Annotated in this window: 3 protein-coding genes; 1 reads left to right on the top strand and 2 read right to left on the bottom strand. The window is 72.1% G+C overall.

Features of this window, described 5'->3' with window-relative positions; genetic code table 11:
• A partial coding sequence (locus CR938_RS13880; RefSeq protein WP_246191101.1) for an Rne/Rng family ribonuclease occupies positions 1-2,029 on the bottom strand: 2,029 nt, incomplete at its 3' end.
• 401 nt (positions 2,030-2,430) lie between these two features.
• Here CR938_RS13880 and CR938_RS13875 point away from each other — a divergent pair.
• Entirely contained in the window at positions 2,431-3,384 is a 954-nt protein-coding gene (locus CR938_RS13875) for an RluA family pseudouridine synthase (protein ID WP_162125553.1), read from the top strand.
• A gap of 15 nt (positions 3,385-3,399) precedes the next feature.
• Here the strand turns inward: CR938_RS13875 and zupT are convergent, their stop codons facing one another.
• On the bottom strand, positions 3,400-4,182 hold the full coding sequence (zupT, locus tag CR938_RS13870) for a zinc transporter ZupT (protein ID WP_162125554.1): 783 nt from the start codon (positions 4,180-4,182) through the stop codon (positions 3,400-3,402).
• Between the last annotated feature and the right edge of the window lie 8 nt (positions 4,183-4,190).

The raw sequence follows: 4,190 nt of genomic DNA, 5'->3' as shown, positions 1-4,190 counted from the left end.
CCCGGGCGGGCACGGCCGCGGCGGCCCCGGGGGTCGGCGGGGCGGGGCCCGGTTCGGCCTGCGGCGCGGGACGGGCCTCCTCGGCGCGCGGCGCGGCCGGCTGCACCGCCGGCCTGGCGGCCGGCGCCTCGGCGGCCTCGGCCGGCTTCTGCCGCTGCTTCTGCTGGCGGCTGCCCTGGGCGTTCTGCTGCTGCGCCTTCTCCTTCTCCGCGCGGGCCTGGCGCTCGGACTTGTCCGGCCGCTCCCCCTTGGCCGGCTGCGCCTGGCCGTTGCCGCCCTTGGCCTGCTGGCCGCGCTGCTTCTGCGCCTGCTGGCCGCGGTTGCCGTTGGCCTGGCCGTTGCCGGACTCGCCACGGCGGCGGCCGCCGCGGCCGCCGCGACCGCCCTCGACCGGCGCCGGGGCCGGCGGCTCCTCGCGCACCGGGGCCGGACGCGGCGGGGCGACGTTGGTCACGGCCGGGGCCGGCGGGATGTTCAGCTGCGCCTTGGTCAGGGCGTGCACCGGCAGCTTGCGCTGGGTGCCGCGCTGGTACGAGGGCTTGCTGGTCTCCTCGCCCAGCTCGTTCTCGCGCAGGCGGGTGACCTCGTAGTGCGGGGTCTGCAGGTGTTCGTCGGCGACGATGATGATCGGCGCCTCGTGGCGCTCCTCGATCTCGCGCAGGGCGGCGCGCTTCTCGTTGAGCAGGTAGTTGGCGATCTCCACCGGGGCCTGGACCAGCACCTGCCCGGTGTTCTCCTTCATGGCGTGCTCTTCGGCCAGGCGGATGATCGACAGCGACAGCGACTCCACGCTGCGCATGCGGCCGTGGCCCTCGCAGCGCGGGCAGACGATCTGGCTGGACTCGCCCAGGCTCGGGCGCAGGCGCTGGCGGCTCATCTCCAGCAGGCCGAAGCGGCTGATCCGGCCCACCTGCACGCGCGCGCGGTCGTACTTCAGGGCCGCCTGCAGGCGCGCCTCGACCTCGCGCTGGTGCTTGGAGGAGGCCATGTCGATGAAGTCGATCACCACCAGGCCGCCCAGGTCGCGCAGGCGCAGCTGGCGGGCCACCTCGTCGGCGGCCTCCAGGTTGGTCTGGAACGCGGTTTCCTCGATGTCGCCGCCCTTGGTGGCGCGCGCCGAGTTGACGTCGATGGCGGTCAGCGCCTCGGTCTGGTCGATCACCAGGGCGCCGCCGGAGGGCAGGCGCACGGTGCGCTCGTAGGCGTTCTCGATCTGCGACTCGATCTGGAAGCGGTTGAACAGGGGGATGCTGTCCCTGTAGAGCTTGAGCTTGCGCAGGCTCTGCGGCATCACCTGTTCCATGAACTGCCGCGCGTCGTTGTACATCTCCTCGGTGTCCACGAGGATCTCGCCGATGTCGGCGCGCAGGTAGTCGCGCAGGGCGCGGATGATCAGGCGGCTTTCCTGGTAGATCAGGAACGGGGCCGGCTTGCTGAGGGCGGCCTCGGCGATGGCGCGCCAGACGCTCAGCAGGTAGTCCAGGTCCCACTGCAGCTCCTCGGCGTCGCGGCCCACGCCGGCGGTGCGGATGATCACGCCCATGTCGGGCGGGATGTTCAGCTTGTCCATCGCCTCCTTGAGGGCGGCGCGGTCCTCACCCTCGATGCGGCGCGAGACGCCGCCGGCGGAGGGCGAGTTGGGCATCAGCACCATGTAGCGGCCGGCCAGCGAAATGAACGTGGTCAGGGCCGCGCCCTTGTTGCCGCGTTCGTCCTTGTCCACCTGGACGACGACTTCCTGGCCTTCCTTCAGCAGCTCGCGGATGGACGCCTTGTTCGGGTCCACGCCGGCCTGGAAGTAGTCGCGGGAGATCTCCTTCAGCGGCAGGAAGCCGTGGCGCTCGGCGCCGTAGTCGACGAAGGCCGCCTCCAGGGATGGCTCCAGGCGCGTGATCCGGCCCTTGTAGATGTTGGACTTCTTCTGTTCCTTGGACGGCTGCTCGATGTCGATGTCGTAGAGCGTCTGGCCGTCCACGATCGCCACGCGCAGCTCCTCGGCCTGCGTGGCGTTGATAAGCATTCGCTTCATGTTGCGTTCCTCACGCGCTCCTGCGCGCGGAACGCCGGGGCGTTCGCTGCCTGGAACCCCGCCCGGAGGCGGGTTTTCCCGCCCATCGCGCATGCGCGGCTGGTCGGGCCCTGTTTTCCAGCGCTGCAACACCACGGCGGACCGCGGGAGCGCTTTGCTGTTCTGGTTGGTGTAGCAGGACCGGCGGCGCGGGCGCCGCACGGGACGTGTTCAGCATTTCCGGTGATCCGACCACCGGGCCATGGCCGGGTCTGCCTGCAAGCCGCTAACATGGCCGCCCCGGGGGCGGTGGCCGCGCACTGTGCCGGGATCGCGGGAAGCCGGGCTTTCGGCCCTGCGGCTTCCTCCTGCGGAATCAAACCCTTACATCGCCGGCCGAGTCTAACAGAATTATCGACCCCATGACCGAATCCGCCCCCACCCGCGCGGGTGCCCGCACCGTCACGGTGCCGGACGACCGCGACGGCCAGCGCCTGGACAACTTTCTCCTCGGCCAGCTCAAGGGGGCCCCCCGCAGCCTGGTCTACAAGCTGGTGCGGAGCGGCCAGGTCCGCGTGAACGGCGGCCGGGCCAAGGCCGAGCGCAAGCTGGCCGCCGGCGACGAGGTCCGCATCCCCCCGGTCCGGCTGGGCGAGGAGGCCGCCCGCGGCGCCCCGCCGCCGGGGCTGCTGCAGCGGATCGAGGCGGCCATCGTCTACGAGGACGCCCGCCTGCTGGCCCTGGACAAGCCCTCCGGGGTGGCCAGCCACGGCGGCAGCGGGATCAGCTTCGGGGCCATCGAGACCCTGCGCGCCCTGCGCCCGGGCCAGACCCTGGAGCTGGCGCATCGCCTGGACCGGGACACCTCCGGCCTGCTGGTGGTGGCCAAGAAGCGCTCGGTGCTGGCCGAGCTGCAGGCCCTGATGCGCCGGCCCGGGGGCATGCGCAAGCGCTACCTGACCCTGCTGGTCGGCCGCCTGCCGGACGGCACCCTGAGCGTGGATGCGCCCCTGCACGTGGGCCTGCGCCAGGGCGGGGAGCGGCACGTGCAGGTGGACCCGGACGGCAAGCCCTCGCTGAGCCACTTCCGGGTGCTGGAGCGGCGCGGCGGGCACTCCTACTGCGAGGTGCGCATCGACACCGGCCGCACCCACCAGATCCGCGTCCATGCGCGGCACATCGGCCACCCGGTGGCCGGCGACGACAAGTACGGCGATCCGGAGGCCAACCGCCGCCTGCGCGACAGGGCCGGGCTGCGCCGGCTGTTCCTGCACGCGGCCTCCCTGGAGTTCGCCCTGGACGAGGGCCGCGCCGCCTACACCATCAACGCGCCGCTGGCACCGGAGCTGGCCGAGGTGCTGGACCGCCTGGCCTGAGCGCCGGGCGGCCGCTCACCACTTGAACAGGACCAGGCTCAGCGCCAGCACGCCCATGCCGCTGACCAGGCCGTAGACGGTCTCGTGGCCGCGCGCGTAGCGCTTGGCCGCCGGCAGCAGCTCGTCGATGGCCAGGAACACCATCACCCCGGCGATGAGGCCGAACACCGCGCCGAACACCGCCTCGGACAGCACCGTGGACAGCAGGCCGTAGCCGATCGCCGCGCCCAGCGGCTCGGCCAGGCCGGACAGCAGGCTGGCCACGAAGGCGTAACGCTTGTCGCCGGTGGCGTAGTAGACCGGCACGGCGATGGCGATGCCCTCGGGGACGTTGTGGATGGCGATGGCGAAGGCCAGCGGCAGGCCCACCGCCGGGCTCTCCAAGGTGGCGAAGAAGGTGGCCAGCCCCTCCGGGAAGTTGTGCGCGGTGATGGCCACCGCGGTCATCAGGCCGACCCGGCGCACGTATTCCAGGTTCTGCTGGCGCAGGCTCGGGTCCTCGGTGCTGAGCGTCTCGTGCGGGTTGGGGATCAGCCGGTCCACCAGCATGATCAGCACCAGGCCGGCCAGGAAGGCCAGGGTCGCCCAGGCGAAGCCGGTGCGCGCGTCGTAGGCCAGGGTGAACGAGGCGATGGACTTGTTGAGGATCTCCGACAGCGACACGTAGACCATGGCCCCGCCGGCGAAGGCCAGGCCGAAGGCCAGCAGGCGCGGGTGGGGGCTGCGGGCGAAGATCACCAGCAGGCTGCCCAGGCCGGTGGCCAGGCCCGCGGCCAGGGTCACCGCCAGGGCGATCAGTACCGCCG

The sequence above is a fragment of the Pseudoxanthomonas taiwanensis genome (assembly GCF_010093135.1).
Lineage (GTDB): Bacteria > Pseudomonadota > Gammaproteobacteria > Xanthomonadales > Xanthomonadaceae > Pseudoxanthomonas > Pseudoxanthomonas taiwanensis.
This window is presented reverse-complemented; position numbering and strand designations above follow the sequence as displayed.